Source organism: Ilyomonas limi (genome assembly GCF_005233845.1).
GTDB classification, from domain to species: Bacteria; Bacteroidota; Bacteroidia; order Chitinophagales; family Chitinophagaceae; genus Ilyomonas; species Ilyomonas limi.
In genome coordinates this window covers 114080-135016 of record NZ_SZQL01000005.1, presented here as the reverse complement: position 1 = coordinate 135016, position 20937 = coordinate 114080, and the positions used below count along the sequence as shown (strand labels likewise).

The window sequence follows — 20937 nt, the reverse complement described above, 5'->3', positions numbered from 1 at the left end:
TTATGAGCTTTTTAAAGCAGTTATTAACGCCCTTTGTTGAGTTTGATGAGGATGCTAAAAAGAAGGAAGCCGCAAAGGGCAATACACCTGCTGCCCCTGCTGCACAACCTGCTCAACCGGCAGCACCTGCAACAGTGCCGCCGGCGGGCGAAAATGCACATCATCCATTAATTGATGGGGAAAGCAAAACACCGGATATTTCCAATCAAATACCAACGTATTCGCCTTCCGGCACTATATCTAAACCGCTGCCTGAGCATCAACAGTATTTTGAAAAATTGATAGATGATGCGAATAGGACCAATCCGTTTTTTCAGGGGGCAGACTTTAAAGAATTTGTGGATAGTAAGCTGGACATTGATGATATACAGGATGAAGCATTGAAATACAAAACGGCATTTAATATTTTAAAGAACAGCGGGCTTACTAAAGAAAAGCTGCTATCTACGGGGCAGGAATACCTGAATATTATTGGGAGGGATATGAATGCTTTTCAAAGTGCACAAGCGCTGCAATACAATAAAGAAGTACGCCCCAAAGAGCAGTTAATACAGCAAAAAGCAGAAGAATTGCAGCAATTAACCTTGCGCATCAACGCCTTAAAGAGTGAGATTAATGCGTTCACACAAGACATTAATCTCGCAAAAGAAAAGCTCAGTACAACTAAGAACTCGTTTCTCTTAGCCGGCGAAAACAAGCAGAAGGAAATTGAAGCCGAATTGCAAAAAGTAGCCCGTTACTTTTAGGAACTTACGGCGCACAGATGTAAAACACTCAACATTTATACCTTTTACAGCATACCTTGTTTTGAACGGGCATTCAACATAATTTTGAAAGTTTTTTATCCTTTACTTCCGGATGTGCTAACCAATTCCGCGAAGGATGGGATTTGAAAATTTTTGAAGCGTTTTAGCATAAATAAGTGAAGTTATAGGCTTATTCAAAAAAGCAATCCTAAACAAAGTTTTATTCTTAATACAGACATATATGAAGCGATCAGTTATCATATCTTTTATTAGTTGGCTACCTGCTTTCTGTTTTTACAGTGCTGCGGCGCAAACCACGCAAATGAGTACTTATTGTAATCCTATCAATATTGATTATACCTATTCTATTTACAATGCGAATGACAATATTTCTTATCGTTCCGGCGCCGATCCGGCGGTGGTTCAATTCAGAGGGGAGTATTATATGTTTGTTACCCGCTCGATGGGATATTGGCATTCTGCCGACTTAACTAACTGGACATTTATTACACCGGAGAAGTGGTACTTCCAGGGATCCAATGCCCCGGCAGCATATAACTATAAAGACTCTGTTTTATATGTTACCGGAGATCCATCGGGCTCTATGAGTATGCTCTATACCGATAACCCTACAAAAGGGGACTGGAAGGCGGTGCCTGCTATTTTAAATGATCTGCAGGACCCGGATTTGTTTATAGATGATGACGACCAGGCATATATGTTCTGGGGTTCCTCCAACGTGTACCCTATCAGGGCAAAGAAGCTGGACAAAGACAACCACTTCCGTCCATCCGATTCAACATACGAACTTTTTAAATTGGATGGAGATAAACATGGCTGGGAACGGTTTGGTGAAAACCATAGTGATACCGTGCTGAAAGGCTATATGGAAGGCGCCTGGCTAACCAAATACAACAATAAATACTACATGCAATATGCAGCGCCCGGAACGGAGTTTAATGTATATGGCGATGGGGTGTATATGAGCGACTCTCCACTCGGTCCCTACCATTATGCACCTAACAACCCTGTGTTTTACAAACCCGGCGGCTTTATGAACGGTACTGGTCATGGCAGCACCGTAATAGGTCCCGATAACAAGTTTTGGCATTTTGCTTCCATGGCGCTTTCCGTAAATGTAAACTGGGAAAGGCGGATATGCATGTTTCCTGCCTATTTTGATAAAGATGGGCTGATGTATAGCAATACGTCCTTTGGCGACTACCCGCACTTTGCACCGGCTGTTGCCGGCAAGATGGGAGAATTTACCGGCTGGATGTTGCTGTCGTACAACAAACCCGTAAAAGTATCCTCTTACCAGGATGAGTACACAGCCCAAAACCTGGTGGATGAAAATGTAAAAACTTTCTGGCTGGCTAAGCAGAATGATAACCAGCAATGGATAGCAATTGATATCGAAAAGCCGGCAAAAGTGTATGCTATTCAGGTAAACTATCACGATTATAAATCTAACCTGTATGGCAGAGTGCCGGGGATGCATCACCGGTATGTACTGGAAGGCTCTGTAGATGGAACAAATTGGCTGACATTGGTAGATAGAAGTCAAAGCTTTAAAGATGTGCCTAACGATTATGTTGAATTAGGCACTCCGCAAACGGTAAGGTATGTCCGTTATAAAAACATTCATGTGCCAACGCCTAACCTGGCTATATCCGATTTGCGCATTTTTGGTATTGGTGAAGGAAAAGCGCCCGCGACCGTACAGCATCTTGCTGTTGACCGTCATACCGACCGGAGAGATGCAACCATTACCTGGGACCGGCAATCCGGAAGCCAGGGGTATAATATATTGTGGGGAATTGCACCTGATAAATTGTACAACTCGTGGATGGTGTACGGCAACAATTCACTGCTATTGAAAAGCCTTGCTGTTGATCAAACCTATTATTTTTCCATAGAATCTTTTAATGAAAATGGCGTGTCCGCAAGGACGAAAGTGGTGAAAGTGGAATAGCATTTTTGTACGTATCTTGAGCAAGCAGACACTTGCATCAGGAAAATAGATATTGTTGTATTACAATAGAACAAATCTTGAGTTAATTAAATAAATTAAGTTTTATCCTTGCTAAGGCACAGATTTGTGAGCGTTATTTTATATGTAATCGTTTAGATTTCCTCTTGCATAATGAGTTGGATTAGTTGCAGGCATCTTCCAGACACATCCTTTTCCTGCAATCCCTCTATTGGTTTGTAGCAAGGGATTGCAGGAAAAGGATTCGGAAAACAAATTGTCAGATTAAATGATACTTCAAAGCAATGTCAGGTAATATCTTGACTATTACAACTAAAGTAAACAATGAACTACTATTAAGAACGTATTAGCCTTTCCTTTATCAAAGTCTTTGTAGTAATTATTATTGACAGCTGTTTTCAAGTAAGTGATATTTCTTTGAAGTGCTTTACTCCTGTCTTGATTCGTGTCTTAACGAACCTCAGACTTCCAGTTGCCAAGCAATCTCCTCAATGCAATGATTTCCCCAAGATGATAGCTGTTGTGATCAAATAACACCAGTGCTTCGCGCAGCCAGCTTTGTCCGCTTCCATGTTTAAAGGGTGCATACACATCATCCACGTGTTGTAAGCATTCAATAAATGCATTTAAATCTGATTGTATCTTGCCAATGCTTTCATTCCATGCTGCTTTATCTGTTGGTGCAGCTTCTTTCACCCCAATAATCAGCAGGCCAATTCAGTTCCCTGTAATTTTTGTTGACGGAAAAATCAAGAATATCTTTTTGTGCAATGCGGATATGTTCAACCTGTTGCCAGATGCTGTAGGGAACGCCATTTGGTTTCTTACCCAAATCTTCAAAAGGAATGTCTTTAATGGCATCATCAAAAGAAACATGGGCATGACTTTTTGTAAGCAAGGTTGCCAGTTCTTTTTTAGTTGCTGAGATGTATTGTTCTGATTATTCATAGGAAACTATTTATTAAAATAATTGGAGAATAAGCATCGGCATTTTGGAGCGATGCACTCATGCTCTTCGTGGTGTTAGCCTACCTTGAAGGGGCGGATAAAAAGCATTCTTCAGAACTATTCTGCCCCTTAAGTTAAACTTCATTCTTTAATACATCACTTCTCAATAAAGTTATAAACTTCCAAATAAAAGCCGGCGAAGTTTGCACTACAGGCGTTCAAAATCTGAATTCTATATTTGAAAGGCAACATCGTCACTGCAGGCTTAAGCCAAGCAGTCTGTGCTCAACCCTAAATCAATACGTATGATTTAATTGGATTGTATTATAATCAGCAGATTGCCTATACATACAATATAAATTTACATTCCAAATGCTTTTATTTATAAAATTGCCTCGTTATCAACCAATCAAACAATTTATATAACAAGCAAATGAAAGTACATAAACAATTCATACAACTTATTTCAATCATCATTGTCATCCTTTTCCTCACCACCACAATACATTCCCAACCTGCCGACCGGCAGTTGTGGTTGCAGTACATGGATAAAGTGGCAAGGCCGGTTTTATCCAACCTGGCAGCAGATAAGCTAAAAGAAACCATGCCGGTAGCCCTTTCCGCAACTATTGATGATTCTACTGGCAGAAAAAAAGTAAGCTACCTCGAGGCCTTTGGAAGAACGCTCAGCGGTATAGCACCCTGGCTCAATGCAGAGGGAGGTAGTAAGGAAGAAATAGACCTGCGCAATCAGTACCGGCAGTGGGCACTACAAGCTATTGGCAACGCTGTTGATCCTGCTGCTAAAGATTATATGCAATGGAATGGCGGGCAACCATTGGTAGATGCCTCTTTTTTGGCTTTAGGGCTCGTGCGTTGTCCGTGGTTGTGGCAGCATTTGGATACCAGTGTACAACAGCAGGTAATTACGGCTTTTAAAACCACACGCAGCACGGTGCCTGTGTATTCCAACTGGCTGCTTTTCTCCGGCATGATAGAAGCTTTCTTTTGCAAATACCGTCTTGCGTATGACGCCGTACGTATTGACTATGCCGTGCGCGAATTTGCAAATCACTGGTATGTAGGCGATGGTTTTTTCTCCGATGGTATGGATTTTCATATGGATTATTACAATAGCATTGTTATCCATCCGTATCTGCGGTCAATTGTTGACATCATCAATGGCACCAATAAAAGGTATCAGTGGTTTGCACCAAAACTGGATACCATCAATAAGCGATATGCAGAGATATTGGAGCGGCTAATTAATACCGATGGCTCTTACCCGGTCATCGGCCGGTCTATTGCTTATCGCTGCGGGGTAATGCATCATTTGGCGGATGCAAGTTACCGGAAAGATTTACCACGGTCGTTATCGCCGGCACAGGTGCGTAGTGCGCTCACTGCCGTTATCAAAAAAACACTAAATGCGCCCGGCACTTTTAATGAAAAGGGTTGGCTGAACATTGGTTTGTATGGCACGCAACCGGCATTGGGGGAGTTTTATATTACCAGCGGCTCTTTGTACCTGTGTGCCGATGTATTTCTTCCGTTAGGATTGTCTGAGGAAGATACATTCTGGAGCGCACCGGCAGCACCGTGGACCTCGGTAAAGGTATGGAGCGGGCAAAATGTACCAGCCGATCACGCGATGGATGTACACTAATGATTGGATAGGTGTTCACACGGGTATGTAATATCTCCGATTTTTTTTGTCTTTATAAGAGCGGAGCGAAACAACCGGGTGTAATAAAATAAAAATAAGTTTAAACCTCTAAGGCAGCGATAAAAATACCAGCACGTGCAGAAACGAAAAGAAAGTTGTTGTTGAAAAACATTGCTGCCAGTAACAACATCTAATTTCCATTTAAACAAAAAGGACTTAAAAAATTTAAGTCCTTTTTGTTTGTAGCGAGATCGGGAGTTGAACCCGAGACCTTTGGGTTATGAATCCAACGCTCTAACCGCCTGAGCTACCTCGCCATTTGGGGGTGCAAATATAGTATTCTCATAGTAATGAAGAAACAAATAATTCTTATAAAAGAAAAACCCATTGTAGATACAACGGGCGTTTTCGATTGCTTGCCATATAAAAAAGGTGAACTGTATATTATTATAATTATTTAATTATTAAAATAAGGTACAAATTTAAAATAATTGAACTTGCATAAAACATTATTTAAAACATATTTTATTATACAATATTAAGCATTATACTCCACCAACGCCTGCTCCAAACAAGCTACCGCAGCACTAATAGCCTCTTTATTAAGCACATACGCTAGTCTTACTTCATTTTTGCCTAGCTCCGGTTTGCTGTAAAAGCCACTTGCAGGCGCCAGCATTACCGTAGTATTATTATATGAAAAATCTTCTAATATCCATTTACAAAAGTCATCGGCATTATCCACCGGCAATTTTGCCATGGCGTAAAACGCACCGCCGGGGTTTGGACAATACACGCCGGGAACCTTATTCAATAATTGCACCAAAAGATCTCTCCGGCTCTTATATTCTGCTTTTATAACATCAAAATAATTTGCCGGCAAGTCCACAGCCGCTTCGCCCAGCATTTGCTCCATTGTGGGCGGACTTAATCTTGCCTGTGCAAACTTTATCACCGTTTCAATCAGCAATTTATTGCGTGATACCAACGCACCAATACGCGCCCCGCAGGCACTGTACCGCTTGCTGATAGTATCTACCATTACTACATTATTCTCCACACCCTGTAACTGCAATGCACTAAAGTGTCCACCCTCATAGCAAAACTCGCGGTATGCTTCATCAGCTATAAGATACAGGTTGTGTTTTTGTATCAGTTGCCGCAAAGTATCCAGCTCCTGCTGCGTGTATAAATACCCGGTTGGATTGTTGGGATTGCAGATTAAAATAGCCTTTGTTTTGGGCGTAATTACTTTTTCAAAATCTTCAATTGGGGGCAAGGCAAAACCGTTATCAATGTACGATGCAACAGGTATAATGGTTACGCCGGCTTCTACCGCAAAGCCATTGTAGTTGGCATAAAAAGGTTCGGGAATAATAATTTCGTCGCCTGGATCGAGGCAACTCATCATAGCAAACAAAATGGCTTCGGAGCCACCGGTAGTAATTACAACATCGGTATAATTTATTGCAATGTTATATCGCCTGTAATACTCCACCAGCTTTTTACGGTAGCTTTCATTGCCTGCACTATGGCTGTATTCCAGTATTTTAAAATGCGCATCCCGCACCGCATCCAGTATTTGTGGCGGCGTTTCAATATCAGGCTGACCGATATTCAAATGATATACATGAATTCCCTTTTTTTTTGCAGCTTCGGCGTAAGGCACCAGCTTGCGTATGGGCGATGGCGGCATTACTTCGCCGCGTTGACTGATAGCAGGCGTTTTCATGCTGCAAACGTACAACTTAACGAAACACGGATAACACAGACTAAAGCACGGATGAAAAAGGATTGATTTGATGTGTTCTGCTAGGTAATGTTATTCAATGTACAAAATATGATTTATGATGTGCGATGTACGATGTGGTTGAGCATTGCTCAAAACATGGACCTATGCTCTTGTAAAGAGATATTCAGGCGCGCCAAAATCTTTCAAATACTACCATTATCTGCTGCCCGCGTGTATCCGCATGCATCGGAACAAAGCCAGGTTTAGCAAAGGTGAACAGCAAGGATTCATTTCTTAAAATCCTGCGTGTTTTCGTGCCTTAGTGATAAAACAAAATTTAGGAACTTGTTATAAACTTCTGTTTATCAAATATATTTTTATTATTGTGTAGATGCGTTATTTTGTTCACCGTAAGGAGCTAACTTATGAATATACAAAAAGAAACCGGTGATAGTTTTGTAAAGCTGATGCAGATAATGCTGGAGCTGCGCGAGCAATGCCCCTGGGACAGAAAACAAACCATTCACACACTGCGCTCAATGACAATAGAAGAACTGTATGAACTGGTAGACGCAATAGATACTAATAACTGGCAAGGCATTAAGGAAGAACTCGGCGATGTATTGCTGCACCTTGTATTTTATGCAACTATTGCTACAGAGCAACAGCAGTTTACGATGCGCGATGTGATAGAAAGCATTTGCGCAAAACTCATTCACCGGCATCCGCATATTTATGGCAATGTAGCAGTAAAGGATGAAGAAGAAGTAAAAAGGAACTGGGAAAAAATAAAAATAAAAGAGGGCAAGAAATCGGCGTTAAGCGGTGTTCCTACATCGTTGCCGGCCATTACCAAAGCGGTACGCATACAAGAAAAAGCAAAGCAAACCGGCTTTGAATGGAACAACAAAGAAGAAGTGTATGCTAAGATAAAAGAAGAACTGGAGGAATTGCAGGAAGCCGTACAATCGGGCAATCAGCAGCATACCGAAGAAGAGTTTGGGGATGTAATGTTTAGTATGCTGAATTATGCACGTTTTTTAAAAATAGATGCAGACGCTGCGCTGGAAAAAACAAACAAGAAATTTATTGCCCGCTTTACTGCAATGGAACAAAAAGCTGCTGAACAAAACAAACAATTAACCGACATGGATCTTGCTGAAATGGATGCGATATGGAATGAAATAAAAAAGCACGCATGAAATCTTTCATCCAGGTTATAAAAGATGCTGCTTACCGCCACGGCTACCTGCTGCTGATAGCTGCATGGCTATATACTATTTCTTTTGTATTCACCAATTATTGGTCGTATAGCGCCTCGCCGCAAAAAGTAAAAAACAGCCTCGAAAATTATATTTCAACACAAGAGCAATCTTTTCAGTCTATTATAACCGATAGTGCTTATCTGCACACCATTGTAAACAGCCGGCAAGGTTTCAATAACGAGCATTTACAATCGTTGCCAATCGGGTTATTTGCTTATCGCTTAAATAATGCCGGCACTCAGGCGCAGGAAATATTTTGGAATACTTCGCAGATGGCGGTGGATAAAAATGATCTTACCAAAAGCGATGGCAACTATGTAGTAAAATATCAGAATGGTTTTTTTGAACTACTAAAGCGAACCGTTGTAATAAACAATCGTCCATACACCATAGCAGGATTAATTCCATTGTACTGGCAATATTTTATCCATAACAAATATCTCCGCTCGCAGTTTGCCTCCTTCGGCAACATAGATAAATTATACAGGTTATCCAGCAACGACAATGCACTTGCTATAAAAAACAGCAATGGCGCTACTTTGTTTCATATTGAACCAATCAGCAATATACAAACGGAGCAGACAGATGCTATATCTGTAACATTAAAGCTGGTTACTATTCTGTTGCTGCTTTTCTTCTTTAGTGCTATTGCCAAAGAATTGTACCTGCGGCTATCGTTTTATCGAGGGTTACTTTTCTTAGTAAGTACGTTGCTGCTTTTCAGGCTGTTTGTCTATTACAGCCCCTTTCCTTTTTACCTGCATACACTCAGCCTGTTTACACCGCCGGCAGATAATCTGGTTATTTTTAAGATGTCTTTGGGCGACCTGTTGCTCAACCTGGTTTTACTTTTTCAGGTATTATCTTTTATTTTCTTTTACCGTACCAAGCCAAACTTTATCAAGCCAAAACAAATGCAGGTCGTAGCGGTAGTATGCCTTGCAGTACAGGTTTTGGTAACTATCTTGTTTTGCGATATAGTAAAAAGTTTAATTGACAATTCAAACATCTCTTTTGACGTTAATAATTTCTTTAGCCTCAGCATTTACACCATAACGGGGTTGTTTATTCTTGCTGTCTTTGTACTGTGTTTTTACCACTTTTCGTGGCTGATGGTACTCCCCTCTTTGCTTGCAGGTTTTAGTCTTTTCAGACGCCTTGTCATTACGGTTGCGGCGGGCTTACTGATGCTTAGCTTTTCTATACAATCCAGCACTTTAAGCCAAAAAATAGTAGCTATTATATGGCTTTCGATATTGCTAATTATGCAGGAATATCGTCAGTCCGATAAACGCGTTGCTCTTATCAGGTCTCCTTTTCTTCTTATTTGGGTAATGTTATTTTCGTTTTCGGTATCGGCCTTATTTGTAGTGCTAAAGAAAGATTATGAGCTGGTACAACGAAAAAATTTAGCCACCCAACTGGCAGAAGAAATAGATCCTTACAGCGAAACCGGTTTAAAAATGGCAACAAATGGGCTAAAGGGCGATTTTTTAAAAGCAAATATTGCACGGCTGTATGATGAGGATGAGAACAGGGCATTCAAAGACAGCCTTATCAACACTAACTTCTCGGGTTACCTCAGCAAATACGATACGCATATTTATACTTACGACAGCACCGATCAGCCGCTGTACAATGATGATAATATTGCGTATTCTACTTTTTATAAACTACTGCACAATTTATCGGTAAAACAAAAAAGTACTGATATACCAGGCTTGTATTTTATTGATGATAAATCATCCGATTTCAGGTATGTGTATGTAAAGGATATTACGAATGCAGGCAGCAGCTTGTTGGGGCGCCTTGTAATAAGTGCACGCCCCAAACCATTTAAAAGAGAAGCCATCTACCCCGAGTTATTCCGCCAGCCAAATGCTGCCGATGATGCGTTGGCAGGCACTTCGTATGCCATATACCAGGGGCGCCACCTGTTGGATTATTACAATGATTTTCCTTTTACCGATACCTTGCGGCCTTCGCAGATACCTATCTTGCAGTTTGAGCAACAGAAAGACCGCGAAAACAATCAATTATGGTACAAAAGCGGCAACAATAAAATAGTAATCATCGTAAGCAGCAACACTGCTTTTGCAGAGTTTCTTACGCTTTTTGCAGCTTTGTTTACCATTATTGTTTTGCTATTGATACTGCTTGAAGTAGGCTCTTTTATTTTGCGTGCACGGTTTGAGAAGAAGGATTTTAAAAAAGCAGTCTCGCTAAACATCCGCAACCAGGTACAGATTACCATCATCGGCATCAGTATTTTTTCTTTTATTGTAATTGGTGCTGTCACCATCAATTTTTTCATTAACCAGTTCAACAAAGCCACCAAAGCAAAGCTGGCAAAGTCGGTGCAGATAATGGTAAATGAAGTGCAGGAAGCCATACAAAGTAATATGCTGTTTGATAACTTTGAGAACCTTGACAATAACAGCGATCTTGAAAGAAGAATAATAGAAATAGCCAACCTCAACAACACCGATGTAAACCTCTATGCAACCAATGGCGACCTGCAGATAAGTACACAACCCGACATCTACAATAAGCAGATATTAAGCAATAAAATGCATCCTACTGCCTTTTATCACCTGCATCAGTTGCATAATATTTTATTTACACAAAAAGAATACATCAAACATTTTTCTTTTGAAAGTGTATATAAACCTGTCAAGAGCGATGATGGTAAAGTGATGGCTTATCTCAACATTCCTTATCTCAACTCGCAAACTGAAGTAAACGGCGAAATATCCAATTTACTCGTTACGCTTATCTTTTCCAATGCGGTCATCTTTGTGCTTGCAGGCATTATTGCATTATTGCTTACACACCGTATTACTTCTTCGCTGGCACTGATTGGTAATAAACTAAAAGCCTTGCATTTGGGTGGAAAAAACGAGCAGATAACCTGGCACCGCAAAGACGAAATAAGCGTATTGGTAAACGAATATAACAAAATGGTACGCGAGCTGGAAGCGAGTGCACAGGCATTGGCACGCAGCGAGCGAGCGGGTGCCTGGCAGGAAATGGCGCGGCAGGTAGCCCACGAAATCAAGAACCCGCTTACGCCCATGAAGCTAAGCATACAATACCTGCAAAGGGCTATCAATAACAATGCAGCTAACGTAAAGGAACTATCACAACGGGTAGCAGAAACCCTGGTAGAACAAATAGACCAGTTGGCAAAAATAGCCGGCGACTTCAGCCAATTTGCTAATATTAATCATGTGCAGCCGGTGCATTTTAATATATCTGAAATGCTGGAGTCGCTGGAAACGCTCCATGAGTCAGACAGCCATGTACGCATTACGTATATACAGCCGGCACAACCTTGTTATATTTATGCCGATAAAAGCCAGATTAACCGTTTGTTTACCAATTTGATTAAGAATGCAAAAGAAGCATCCTCGGGCGAAGTGGCCGAAGTAAAAATAAAACAACACAGCATTAATAAAAGTGTGGTGATTACCATTGCTGATAAAGGCACTGGCATTCCGGCTGATAAACAAGCGCATATTTTTGAGCCTAATTTCACCACCAAATCGTCCGGTACCGGGCTGGGCTTAGCTATTTGCAAAGGCATTGTAGAAAAGGCACGCGGCAAAATATGGTTTACCACCAAAGAAGGAATTGGTACTACTTTTTATGTGGAATTACCGCTCAGCACAAATACATTAATTGCTGTGTGAAAAAGGAGATATTACTGTGTATTTATTTGTTGAATAATTTACCAGGGAAAAAACTCAGGACTTTAATTTAAGAACCTTTAATAGGGAGAAAACCCTGTACAACACGATACCTTTTACCACTTCGGGGTTGAGTGATGTAGCACTAAAATATAATATGGTAAGTATTGTATCACTTTGAAAATCAGAAAGCCTGAAGAACTGATAGGATGTTAGCAGTTAATCATTAATGAAATGCCCTTATACCCTAAAGAATAATAGAACAAACTATATTCTTTGAAACAGCAGTTTACCGTTAATATAAATCTATATTATACACTTATTTATTTGTTCAATTACCTATATAAAAAATCCCCGATTCAAATACTATGAAGTGGGGATTTTAATTTAATAATATCCAATTTTATAAAAAGAAGCTTATGCTTCTTTGCCGTGGCATTGCTTATATTTTTTGCCGCTGCCGCAAGGACAAGGATCGTTTCGACCAATTTTTGGACCTACTTTTATCGGCTCCTGTTTTACAGAAGTGGAAGGTTCGAAATAATCGTTTTCGTTAGTAGCATAATCGCTGCCGGCAGCTTCTACCTGCGCTTTGTTGCTGCGCATTTTGCTCATGTCGGTCTTTTGCTCAGCCGGCGCTTTTTGTACTTGTATAGGCGCTTGCGGTTGCTGTTGTTCCACCGGAATTTCGGCATGGCAGAGAAAGTTGACAATACTTTTATTTATTGTGCTATCCATTTGCCTGAACAAGGTAAATGCTTCCTGCTTGTAAATAACCAGCGGATCTTTTTGCTCATAATAAGCCGTTTGCACGCTTTGTTTCAAATCGTCCATCGCACGCAGATGCTCTTTCCAGGCATCGTCTATAAAGCCCAGCGTTACCGTTCTTTCAAGTGATTGTACCAATTCCAATCCTTTGGTACCTATGGTTTTATCCAAATGTGCGAGCACCTGTATAGCCCTCCTGCCATCGGCAAAAGGCACCACAATATTCTCGATGTGCGGTCCCTGCACTTTGCGCAGACTCTGGAAGACCGGCAATGCTTGCTTCATCAGTTCGGCGCGGTGTACCTGATAACTGTTAAATGCTTCGTTATATAGTTTCTCAGCCAGCGTCTGTTCATTTCCATTGTTAAATTCCTCTTCATTGATGCTGGTATCCAGCCCAAAGTTCACAATCACTTCCAGCTTGAAACCTTCAAAATCATTTGCTTCTTTAAAGTTGGCAACCAATGATTCTGCAACATCATAAAAGGCATTGTCTAAGTCTAACGCTAAGCGTTCGCCAAACAAAGCGTGGTTGCGTTTAGCATAAATAACAGTGCGTTGTTTGTTCATCACATCATCATACTCCAGCAACCGCTTACGTATGCCAAAGTTGTTTTCTTCTACCTTCCGCTGTGCACGTTCAATGCTTTTAGTAATCATGCTGTGTTGTATCACTTCGCCTTCTTTATAACCGGCAAAGTCCATCACTTTGGCAATACGCTCACTGCCAAACATGCGCATCAAATCGTCTTCGAGCGATACAAAAAACTGCGAAGAACCGGGATCACCCTGGCGGCCGGCACGACCACGCAACTGCCTGTCCACACGGCGGCTTTCGTGCCGTTCGGTACCCAAAATTGCTAAACCACCGGCTTCTTTTACACCTGGTCCCAGCTTAATATCGGTACCACGACCAGCCATGTTGGTAGCAATAGTTACTGCACCAGCCAAACCAGCTTCCGCAACAACCTGTGCTTCGCGGGCGTGCTGTTTTGCATTCAATACATTATGGGGAATTTGTTTTTGGCGAAGCATACGCGAGAGCAATTCACTTACTTCCACGGAAGTTGTACCTACGAGTGCCGGACGACCAGCATTGCGCAGCTCTTCTATTTTTTCAATTACCGCACTGTATTTTTCACGGCGTGTTTTATATACCAAATCCTGCTCATCATTGCGGGTAACCGGGACGTTGGTTGGAATTTTCACTACGTCTAATTTGTAAATATCCCACAACTCTGCTGCTTCTGTTTCGGCAGTACCGGTCATACCGGCCAGCTTGTGATACATGCGGAAATAGTTTTGCAGCGTAATGGTAGCATACGTTTGTGTAGAAGCTTCAATCTTTACATTCTCCTTTGCTTCTAATGCCTGGTGCAAGCCATCACTGTAACGGCGACCTTCGAGGATACGACCTGTTTGCTCATCCACTATTTTTACACCACCATCCATTACCACATATTCCACATCTTTATCAAACAGGGTATATGCTTTTAGCAACTGTTGTACAGTATGTATGCGGTCTGCCTTTACAGAATAGTCATTCAGCAAGGCTTCTTTTTTATGCCTTTTTACATCCGCATCTTCCAGGTTATCTGTATCTATTGCAGCCAGGTCAACACCAATATCGGGTATAATAAAGAAATTCGGGTCTTCACCGGCGCCGGTAATCATCTGGATACCTTTATCGGTAAGCTCTACGGAGTTATTTTTTTCATCTATATAAAAATATAACTCTTCATCTGCTTTGCGCATTTCACGCTGCTGGTCGGCAAGAAAATAATTCTCGGCTTTTTGCAGTTTTACGCGGATGCCCGGCTCACTTAAATATTTAATTAAAGCAGAGTTTTTTGGCAACCCGCGGTATGCACGGAAGAGTGCCAGACCACCACCTTCTTTCGCGTCGTCGTTGCCTTCGGCAATCTTCTTTTTAGCTTCGTTTAAGAAATTATTCACAGCACGCCGTTGTGCTTCTACCAGTTTTTCTATACGTGGTTTTAAATCAAAAAACTGTTGTGTATTGTCGCTGTGACCAACAGGACCAGAAATGATTAACGGCGTACGTGCATCGTCAATCAGCACGCTGTCCACTTCATCCACCATAGCATAATGGTGCTTTCGCTGTACCATTTCGCTGGGGTTATGCACCATGTTGTCGCGCAGGTAGTCAAAGCCAAATTCGTTGTTGGTGCCGTAGGTGATATCTGCCATATAGGCATTGCGGCGGGCAGCAGTATTAGGCTGATGCTTATCAATACAATCTACGCGCAAGCCCAGCCATTCAAAGATGGTTCCATTCCACTCGCTATCGCGGCGGGCAAGATAATCGTTTACAGTTACAATATGTACGCCCTCACCGGCCAATGCATTGAGGTAAGCAGGTAACGTAGATACCAGCGTTTTACCTTCGCCGGTTGCCATTTCGGCAATTTTGCCCTGGTGCAATACCATACCACCAATCAACTGCACATCGTAGTGCACCATGTTCCAGGTAATAGTACTGCCGGCAGCATCCCAGCTATTTTTGTAGGTAACTTCATCGCCATTTATGGTAATGTAATTTTTACGAACGCTCAATTCCCTGTCCAATTCTGTTGCGGTAGAAACCAACTCTGTATTATTGGTAAAACGGCGGGCTGTTTCTTTTACTACTGCAAAAGCCTCAGGCAATATTTGCTCTAAAACTTCTTCCAGCTTTTTGTCCTTATCTTTCTTCAGTTCATCTATGTCTTTGTAAATGGCATCTTTGGTCTGAATGTCCGATTCATCCAATTCTTCGGCTTGCTTTTGCAGCGAAAGGATTTCGTCATCTACGGGTTTTACATACTCCTGAATGCGCTGGCGAAACTCCACCGTTTTACCCCGCAATTCGTCGTTGGTAAGGGTCTCGTATTGCTGAAAATGCTCGTTTATCTGTTTTACCAGCGGCAGCATTTGCTTTACATCTTTTTCAGATTTGTTGCCACCTAATAATTTACTTAAAAAACCTATCATATAAAATGATTGATATTATTTAAATTGATTTGTAAGAATAAAACACCGCTCAAAAAAAATGCTACCAATCGGTGAATAGCCAAATTGTCAGCAAAAAAGAGAGCGGCTGGCAAATGTAGCGTATTTGTATAAGGATTGTATAGGCTATTGCACTAAAGCGGCGTTAAGAAAAGCCATAAAAGGTTGGTTAAAAGAGTTGTTTGAACCACAAAGGCACAAAGAACACAAAGGTTCGCTGAAGTTTAATAAAGAATAGGCTATGTATCTTATTTTTTGGACTTTAACAAGTAGAATTGAACCTTAATAGTTAAGACATTCTGCATTCTTAATTGATTCTAAATAAAAACTGGTGAAGGTTGATTGTAAGTGCATACCCGATTTTTGCAAGGATATCACTATCCATCACTTTCGTTTTTCTACAAAATACATATCTATCAACCCCTTGTGTTTTGCTTCTATTTTGCCGCGTTTGGTGCATGCAAACCGGTGCTTTATTAGATCGTGGGTAGTATTGGAAATATTTATTTTACCCGGCTCGCTGCATTGCTGCATACGGGCTGCCGTATTTACGGTATCGCCCCAAATATCGTACGCAAACTTCTTCACTCCTACCACGCCGGCCACCACAGGGCCGGAGTGAATACCAATGCGAATGTCGAAACAGATTTTGCCCGCTGCCCTGCATTGCTTTTTTAGCTGCTCCACTGCCTCCATCATCTCCAGCGCAACATCCACCATGAGTGTTGGATTGCTACTATTTACTGAAGGCAGCCCCGAAACACATATATAAGCATCGCCCACCGTTTTTATTTTTTCCACACCAAATTTTTCAACAATCGCATCAAAAGTTCCAAAGTAAGTGTCAATGCCAGCTACTAGTTCTTCGGGTGGCAGTTCTTCAATAATGTTTGTAAAATTTACAAAATCGGCAAAAAGCACGGTAACCAAATCGTAATTGTGTGCCGTGGTTTTGCCCGTTTCTTTTAGCTCTTCCATTATTTCTGCAGGCAAGATGTTCAGCAGCAGTTCATCGGAGCGCTTCTTTTCTTCTTCAATAATTTTATTTTTCTCTTCCAGTTTTTTCATTGAGCCGGTGTAAGCCGTTTCCATTGCAGCAGCTATCACAAAAACAATAACAATAAAGCCGGGAAAGCTATTGAAGAATAACAGGTCCATATATTCCTGTTTAACTTCTGTAGGAAATGGAAAGTGCATCAACTGTAATGTTCCAACCACGATAACTGATACCAGTGAAATAAACATCCATACAACCCCGTTGCGAACGGACGTAATAAGTAAAGCAAGTATAGGAACGATAGCTAACCAGGGCAATACGCTGGAATACAAACCACCGGAGTAGTAAATATCGTAGATAGCGGAACTGTAGAATAAAAAGCTAAAAATGTTTCCGCAGGCAAATAAGCTAAGGCCGCCTCTCAGGCAAAACAACAATGATAAAAATAATATGCTATAAAGCCCTATTTGCCACATGATATGACTCATTGCCAGCAAAGTAGAGTTAACGACATAAATGAGCGAGAATATAAATGTGATGGCAACTGTATTAACAAAAAGACGCGCCTTTCTGAAGAGCAGCTCATCTTCATGATACTTTTGTGGAATAAAATAGGTATAAAGCCAGCTTTGAAACTTCCTCATTCTGTTACAGATAAAGAGAGCGTACCCTTCAATTTTTTCTCCATCAGGATAATATACAACACATCAAAGCACGCTACAGCAATATACATAATAGTAAGAAAATAGTTGGACGGGTACTTTGTAAAAAACATAATACTGATAATGCCTGTACCTAAAAATTTGCTCCATTTTGCAACACGTGAATAGCCTGTAAAACCGGGCACAAACAACAGGTACAGGAAAGCTATGGACATGATAAGATTGATGATGTAACCGGAAATGGGCGCCATAGGCAAATCGTACTGAACCATAAATGCAGCCTGCGATAAAAAAGAAATAATAATACCGGAAAGGATAAAATAATGTGCATTCCGCCTGAAGTAATCTATGCGCATCTGCTTGTAGCCATATTTAAACAGAGAATAAAATATAAATAAATCGCAAAGCATCCATGCCCAGTATGCTGCAACCAGCAGTTTACCCATATCGGGCACAAAAAATATACATGCGGCTATTTCCCAGCCAAAGTTTAGAATTACGGCTGATGCCGGTATGTCAACCGTTTTTTTCTTCCTGATATCTCTTAGTGTAGCTATATAACATGCAAGCCACAGCATGGAGCCGGCAAAAAAGAGGGTTACCTGCCACCATGTATATCTCGTAAGATCTATCCACGGGTGCGGCTCTTTTAAATATTGAAAAATAGTTGTTCCTAAAACAGGCATATATATTATTTAACAGGAGGATTTATTTCGGTATTTTTTGCTTCGGTTGTTGCATGCTTTTTAGTAAAAAGATGCTCTAAAAATTCTACTGCTTTCAAACCAACCTGCAACCATTCCGGTTCGTACAACTCCCAGGGAATACCTTGCTTATACAGCTTCTCATCGTGCATTCTGAACGGTGTCAGCAATAAAGGCTCGTGCAGGTTCCAGATTTTACATACATCCGCTTTACTTTGAGATGCGTGAATAATACCGTTTACAGCGCGGCGTGCTGCCTCATTGGCGCCCTCCATAGTAGCGAGGTCGGTATAGGTGCGCACATAATCGGATGCTAAAAATAAATTGGGTATAAAAGTGCTGGCTTCGGGGCGTAAGGGCCAGGAGTTAATAGTATTTACCAGCAGTGGTTCTTTATCAGTGTCATCATCCGGCTTTACAGTATGTATGTCGTGATCGAGATACCATTCCTGCAACATATCATCACTCAGAACCGTTTGCCCATCTACATTGAGGCTTGTTTTCAATTGCAGCCATACTTCTTCTTTTATCTCCTCATAAGTGCATTCGCTTGCTTTTTTACCATTAAAGCCCGGCGTTTCCCAGTTAGATATATCAACCGATAAAATACTCCTGATGTTACCATCTCCCCTCACCTGTATATCATAATTATTCCAAAACTGCAGTTGCGAAATGGACGTTAGTGCCCACTGGCTATCGGCATAAATACAATGCCCGTGTACTACATCTACTTCGTGCGATAAATAAAATTGCATTCCGTTCATCCAGGCTACGCTTGGCGCCAGTGTTAAGATGCCTTGCATTGTTGGATCAGCAGCCAGCATATCGGCATTAATAAGTTGTGCCGCGCGTTCTACCGGTATAGCCAGTATATGATAATCGCCGGTTGCTTGTATTGTTGCTCCGGTTGTTTTGTTCAAGATGGTGGCCCCCGATATGCGTCCATCTTTCATGCTAATGCTTTGCACTTCGCTGTCGAAGTGGTACTGAACTCCTTTTGAAGCCAGGTAGTTTATCCATGGATTTAGCCAGGCATCGTTGGTGGGTCCATTCAATACCCTGTCTGTATGCACATTCGGATCAGCCATATTGAAGAGTAACTGGCAAAAAATATCGCCGCCGGTTTTGGTGCTTGCATATTTTGCGTTTGCTGCTACCAACGTGCGCGTTAAGCCATCTACCAGCAGCGATTCGTAAGGCTGTTCTTTACTTGGTTTTCCATCTGCATCTCTTCGTATAAATTTATCTGCCTGCAAATATTCGCGCCAGCCAAGTTTTTCATAATCATTTACCCGCCTGTCCATGCAACTGGTCATCAACTGCCATACGCGAGCAGCAAAAAAGGTTTTTTCTTCTTCCGTTAGTCCGGTATTTGCATGAAAGGCGTTAATAGCATCTTTAACGTCTGCCCACGACTGCGGAAAGTTTACTATAGAATTAATAGAAGCTGCTCCAAAGCGTGCAATACGTACACGGTTTACTTCTACCAGGTTATCAAACACAGTAGCCATAGTGCCGTCAGCGCGCCTGAATGGAATACGCTTCATCGTATCTATAATGTGCTTATAAAAACCAGGAAAAAAGCGGAAGCCATGCTCACCGGGAAGAAACTTGCCCGGCTCTGTTTTATCGGAGCCGGCAACATTCACGCTGCGTGCTTTTCCGCCCACATATTGTTTATGGCGCTCAAATACTTCTACTGCAAAACCACGTTCTATCAACTCATGAGCAGCACTCATTCCCGCAACGCCGCCGCCCAATACAACGACCTTTGGCATAAGAGAGATTTTTAAGATAATTAGTATAGAAGAAAGAAACGAAGAAAGCTGTTAGCCAGTGCTAATGTAAGCATTCAAAATAAAATAATAGAAAAAATGTTTGAGTATCAATGGAATTATGTGTTAAGCCAGCGTCCCCGCTGCTTTTAAAACATAATTTATTGCACGCTGTTCTTTTTGGGTAAATTTGAAACAAAACAACCTTAAATGAAAACCATTCTGCTTACCCTGTTTATTTTACTTCTATATACTTATACCGCTTATGCACAAGCTGATTCCTATACCATAAAGCCTGGAGAAGATGTAAACGCAACACTTCCCGCCAGCATAAAGTTTCTTTATCCGCAATTTACAAGCGGCGGTGTTTTTTTTAGAGATGGTACTACATCGCATGCTTTAATGGATTATAATTTACTCACCAGCGAAATGCAGTTCATTGCACCTAATGGAGATACGCTGGCTGTAGCAAACGAAGTCACTATTAAATACATCGCAATTGGCAGCGATACTTTCTTTTATGATAAAAATTACTTGCAATTAGTTGCCGGCAATGCCACGGCAAAACTGGCAAAGCGGGAAACATTGGCGATGGGCGATGTAAAGAAAGCGGGTGGCTATGGTCAGGTTTCTTCTACTTCAGCCATTACTACTGTTAGTTCGGTGCGTTTACAAAACCGGGTAACCAATCTTACCGAGGATAAGGAACTCGTTATTAACAAACAAACAGCTTATTATATAGGCGATACCTATAATCACTTTTTGCCTGCAAACAAGAAAAATATTATTAAACTGTTTGGGAAAAAGCAAGCAGCGGTAGAGCAGTATTGTAAGGATAATAAAATTGCCTTTAACAAAGAAGCAGACCTAAAAGCAATAATCGTTTTTTTGAAAGATTAACGCATCTTAGATAAAAGTATAACACTTAAATTGTACTAACTTAATTTCAGGATTGAAAGAAGCCTGTTTATAAACAGGTT

Annotated in this window: 13 protein-coding genes and 1 tRNA gene; 6 read left to right on the top strand and 8 right to left on the bottom strand. The window is 41.2% G+C overall.

All coding sequences use genetic code 11. The features are described 5' to 3' along the window. Window positions 1-2: 2 nt before the first annotated feature. Window positions 3-746, top strand: a complete 744-nt coding sequence (locus tag FC093_RS08205) for a hypothetical protein (protein WP_137261284.1) — start codon at window positions 3-5, stop codon at window positions 744-746. A 241-nt stretch (window positions 747-987) separates the two neighbouring features. Then, window positions 988-2721 (top strand): family 43 glycosylhydrolase, encoded by a 1734-nt coding sequence (locus FC093_RS08200; RefSeq protein WP_137261283.1) that lies wholly within the window; start codon window positions 988-990, stop codon window positions 2719-2721. Between the two features lie 468 nt (window positions 2722-3189). Here FC093_RS08200 and FC093_RS24020 read toward each other — a convergent pair whose 3' ends face one another. Beyond that, window positions 3190-3435, bottom strand: a complete 246-nt coding sequence (locus FC093_RS24020; protein WP_206106533.1) for a hypothetical protein — start codon at window positions 3433-3435, stop codon at window positions 3190-3192. Then, window positions 3410-3637, bottom strand: a complete 228-nt coding sequence (locus tag FC093_RS24015; RefSeq protein ID WP_206106532.1) for a hypothetical protein — start codon at window positions 3635-3637, stop codon at window positions 3410-3412. The genes FC093_RS24020 and FC093_RS24015 overlap by 26 nt, the downstream gene beginning before the upstream one ends. Before the next feature lie 483 nt (window positions 3638-4120). Between FC093_RS24015 and FC093_RS08190 the strand changes: the two genes are divergently transcribed. After that, window positions 4121-5353 (top strand): DUF2264 domain-containing protein, encoded by a 1233-nt coding sequence (locus FC093_RS08190; protein ID WP_137261282.1) that lies wholly within the window; start codon window positions 4121-4123, stop codon window positions 5351-5353. Between the two features lie 243 nt (window positions 5354-5596). On the opposite strand, the gene FC093_RS08185 is transcribed toward FC093_RS08190, so the two are convergent. Next, window positions 5597-5670 (bottom strand) — tRNA-Met (locus FC093_RS08185). Window positions 5671-5891: 221 nt separating this feature from the next. Beyond that, complete coding sequence (locus tag FC093_RS08180; protein WP_137261281.1) at window positions 5892-7085, bottom strand: pyridoxal phosphate-dependent aminotransferase; 1194 nt, start codon at window positions 7083-7085, stop codon at window positions 5892-5894. A 425-nt stretch (window positions 7086-7510) separates the two neighbouring features. On the opposite strand from FC093_RS08180, the gene mazG reads away from it, so the two are divergent. Next, the gene (mazG, locus tag FC093_RS08175; RefSeq protein WP_137261280.1) at window positions 7511-8287 is read left to right on the top strand and encodes a nucleoside triphosphate pyrophosphohydrolase; all 777 of its coding nucleotides are present in this window, start codon (window positions 7511-7513) and stop codon (window positions 8285-8287) included. Then, on the top strand, window positions 8284-12042 hold the full coding sequence (locus FC093_RS08170; RefSeq protein ID WP_137261279.1) for a sensor histidine kinase: 3759 nt from the start codon (window positions 8284-8286) through the stop codon (window positions 12040-12042). Before mazG ends, FC093_RS08170 begins: the two co-directional genes overlap by 4 nt. Window positions 12043-12456: 414 nt before the next feature. Here FC093_RS08170 and secA read toward each other — a convergent pair whose 3' ends face one another. The 4 genes from secA to FC093_RS08150 all read right to left on the bottom strand — a co-directional run bounded on the left by secA (window position 12457) and on the right by FC093_RS08150 (window position 19960). Then, window positions 12457-15801 (bottom strand): preprotein translocase subunit SecA, encoded by a 3345-nt coding sequence (gene secA, locus FC093_RS08165; RefSeq protein ID WP_137261278.1) that lies wholly within the window; start codon window positions 15799-15801, stop codon window positions 12457-12459. A gap of 402 nt (window positions 15802-16203) precedes the next feature. Beyond that, entirely contained in the window at window positions 16204-17460 is a 1257-nt protein-coding gene (locus FC093_RS08160; RefSeq protein WP_137261277.1) for an adenylate/guanylate cyclase domain-containing protein, read from the bottom strand. Next, window positions 17457-18164: a transmembrane-type terpene cyclase gene (locus FC093_RS08155; protein ID WP_137261276.1), complete on the bottom strand. Its 708-nt coding sequence runs from the start codon at window positions 18162-18164 to the stop codon at window positions 17457-17459. Before FC093_RS08155 ends, FC093_RS08160 begins: the two co-directional genes overlap by 4 nt. A gap of 5 nt (window positions 18165-18169) precedes the next feature. After that, window positions 18170-19960 (bottom strand): hydroxysqualene dehydroxylase, encoded by a 1791-nt coding sequence (locus tag FC093_RS08150; RefSeq protein WP_137261275.1) that lies wholly within the window; start codon window positions 19958-19960, stop codon window positions 18170-18172. A gap of 207 nt (window positions 19961-20167) precedes the next feature. Between FC093_RS08150 and FC093_RS08145 the strand changes: the two genes are divergently transcribed. Continuing rightward, entirely contained in the window at window positions 20168-20857 is a 690-nt protein-coding gene (locus FC093_RS08145; RefSeq protein WP_137261274.1) for a hypothetical protein, read from the top strand. Window positions 20858-20937 lie beyond the last annotated feature (80 nt).

Excerpts from the sequence above, each read along its gene's own strand:
- FC093_RS08205 (WP_137261284.1), top strand. The coding sequence starts at position 3 with ATGAGCTTTTTAAAGCAGTTATTAACGCCCTTTGTTGAGTTTGATGAG.
- FC093_RS08200 (WP_137261283.1), top strand. The coding sequence starts at position 988 with ATGAAGCGATCAGTTATCATATCTTTTATTAGTTGGCTACCTGCTTTC.
- FC093_RS08190 (WP_137261282.1), top strand. The coding sequence starts at position 4,121 with ATGAAAGTACATAAACAATTCATACAACTTATTTCAATCATCATTGTC.
- FC093_RS08180 (WP_137261281.1), bottom strand. The coding sequence starts at position 7,085 with ATGAAAACGCCTGCTATCAGTCAACGCGGCGAAGTAATGCCGCCATCG.
- mazG (WP_137261280.1), top strand. The coding sequence starts at position 7,511 with ATGAATATACAAAAAGAAACCGGTGATAGTTTTGTAAAGCTGATGCAG.
- FC093_RS08170 (WP_137261279.1), top strand. The coding sequence starts at position 8,284 with ATGAAATCTTTCATCCAGGTTATAAAAGATGCTGCTTACCGCCACGGC.
- secA (WP_137261278.1), bottom strand. The coding sequence starts at position 15,801 with ATGATAGGTTTTTTAAGTAAATTATTAGGTGGCAACAAATCTGAAAAA.
- FC093_RS08160 (WP_137261277.1), bottom strand. The coding sequence starts at position 17,460 with ATGAGGAAGTTTCAAAGCTGGCTTTATACCTATTTTATTCCACAAAAG.
- FC093_RS08155 (WP_137261276.1), bottom strand. The coding sequence starts at position 18,164 with ATGCCTGTTTTAGGAACAACTATTTTTCAATATTTAAAAGAGCCGCAC.
- FC093_RS08150 (WP_137261275.1), bottom strand. The coding sequence starts at position 19,960 with ATGCCAAAGGTCGTTGTATTGGGCGGCGGCGTTGCGGGAATGAGTGCT.
- FC093_RS08145 (WP_137261274.1), top strand. The coding sequence starts at position 20,168 with ATGAAAACCATTCTGCTTACCCTGTTTATTTTACTTCTATATACTTAT.